Origin of the sequence: Exiguobacterium sp. E4787, from assembly GCF_018618375.1 — a bacterium.
Classification (GTDB): domain Bacteria; phylum Bacillota; class Bacilli; order Exiguobacteriales; family Exiguobacteriaceae; genus Exiguobacterium; species Exiguobacterium chiriqhucha.
Genome location: NZ_JACSLY010000031.1, coordinates 1 through 2,158 on the forward strand (window position 1 = coordinate 1; position 2,158 = coordinate 2,158).

General features: G+C 44.6%; 2 protein-coding genes. Both read right to left on the bottom strand.

Translation table 11 applies throughout. From position 1 onward, the window contains the following. Positions 1-59: 59 nt before the first annotated feature. Positions 60-833, bottom strand: coding sequence for an IS21-like element helper ATPase IstB (gene istB / locus KNP80_RS15665; RefSeq protein ID WP_214835082.1), 774 nt, complete (start codon positions 831-833; stop codon positions 60-62). Beyond that, positions 830-2,059, bottom strand: a complete 1,230-nt coding sequence (gene istA / locus KNP80_RS15670; protein ID WP_214835083.1) for an IS21 family transposase — start codon at positions 2,057-2,059, stop codon at positions 830-832. The genes istB and istA overlap by 4 nt, the downstream gene beginning before the upstream one ends. Positions 2,060-2,158 lie beyond the last annotated feature (99 nt).

Consider the following 2,158-nt stretch of genomic DNA (forward strand, 5'->3'; position numbering starts at 1 on the left):
TGTCAACAGCGGTTTAAAATTCCCTCTTAATAACGGATTAAAAATCCCTTTTTTACACATTACTCTTGGAAACTATCGACACGCGCCGGTTGGATGCCGGCCCGTTTCTTTTCTCTCATTCGATATGAATCTCCTCGAATGTTAAAAGTGGTCGCATGATGCAGGAGGCGGTCCAAAATTGCGGTCGCCAACACCTCATCACCAAATATTTTTCCCCATTCAATATATGACTTGTTTGAAGTGAGAATGATTGACCCTCGCTCATATCTCTTCGAGATAATTTGAAACAGTGCATTCGCACTGATGGGGTCGAACGGAAAATACCCGATTTCATCTAGAATGAGTAGTTCGGATCGACAATACCTTTTAATGATACGGGGCAGAAGACCAGACTTCTCTGCTTTTTGACACTCCTCGACAAAATCGTTTGCGGTAATGAAAGAAGTCCGATAACCTTTCGTGACAGCTTCCGCAGCGATTGAAATCGCCAAATGTGTCTTCCCTACGCCCGGTGGGCCCAATAATAAAACGTTGAAACCATTATCGATGAACCGACAGGTCATAACCTCCCTGACGCGTTTCTCATTGATGCTCGGCTGGAATGCAAAGTCGAAGTCTTTTAACGTCTTAAAATAGGGTAGCCTAGCACGCTTTATTCGTTTCGATAGCTCTGTTGACTCACGGTATTCGATTTCCGTCATCAGAATACTGTTTAGAAAGTCCGAATATGCTACATTATTCTTGGAGGCGTCCTCAAGGATTCCTTCAAGCTGGTTGGCCGACAATTGCCATCCAACTTTTTCTAAACGTTCAGTGAGAAGATCAGTGTTCATTCGTGATCACTCCTTTCAAACTGTTCGTATACTTGAAGGGAACGGTGTTCCACTTCAGGAATATCGGGCTGGAAACGATGGGTCGGCAAACCTTTTTGAGTCGTTTCTAGCCCTTTGTAATGCTCTAAATTCAACTGATACTTCAAGTTCCCGGAGGCAATGGGGTGTTGGGCGATTTGTTCGCCATCAGCGTAGACCTCGAGGTGATGGTCGAGGGTGATTCTGATTCGCACATGCTGTCCGACGAACCGGAACGGAACTGAATACTGTCGTCCTTGGTAAGACACGAAACAGTCCTTGCTTACTTGGCGCGTTTCCCAGCGATGGACCGGATAATGTGGCTTCAAATGTCCCGGTGCTAGAAATCCTTGTTCAACCTCGAAGCGTTTCTCAGGTGATTCTTTCGTTGTATCGTTTATCTTTTTATTGGCCGTATTTTTTAGCCACTCTAATACGCCGCGATTCAGTTGTTCCAACGTTTTTCCGATACGTCGCTTGAAAAAGTTCTGTTTCATATAGCCAAATGAGCGCTCAACCTTTCCTTTCGTCTGTGCCCGTCTGGGCTTGCACGCCTTCGGCGTGATCCCGTAATAGGCCAAGAAATCTTCGAACTTCTGATTGAACTTGATACTGTTTGGATTGTGGCTGATGACCACCGTTTTCATGTTGTCATAGAGAATCTGTTGCGGTACGCCATTGAAGTAGGCGAATGCATTCATATGGCATTTCATGAGAGTCTCCAACGTCATGTCGGTCGTGAACTCGATATATCGCATCCTTGAGTACCCAAGGATAATGGAGAAGGCATACACCATACGCATCTCACCGTCTACATCATACGTCCCAACATCGCTCCAATCCATCTGCCCCTGTCTTCCTGGTGGCGTCTCAAACCTGACGGTAGCCTGCTTTTTAGGCTGAAGTCTGTAAGGCCTCACATATTCCCTCAGAATCGTCATTTTCCCTTCATAGCCTAGCTTTTGAATCTCATCGAACAGAACTTCGCAATTGGTTGTACCTTCTTTAATACGTTCGTTTATGTAGTCTTTGAAGGGTTCAAGTTTTCCTCTCCTCTTTTTCCTCCTCACTTTCGTAGGCGCATTTTCCATCTTCAAATACTTTCGGATCGTCTTAGGGTCATATCCCGTCTCGTCAGAGATAGCTCTGATGGTCCATCCTTTGCTTCTTAACTCACGAATCATAAAAAATCCCTCACTTCGGATCATGTGTCTCACACTCCATTTTCAGGTTGTCAGACTCATTATCCATTAATTTGAGGGATTTTTAATACGTTGATATAAGGGATTTTAACAGCGTTGATTACA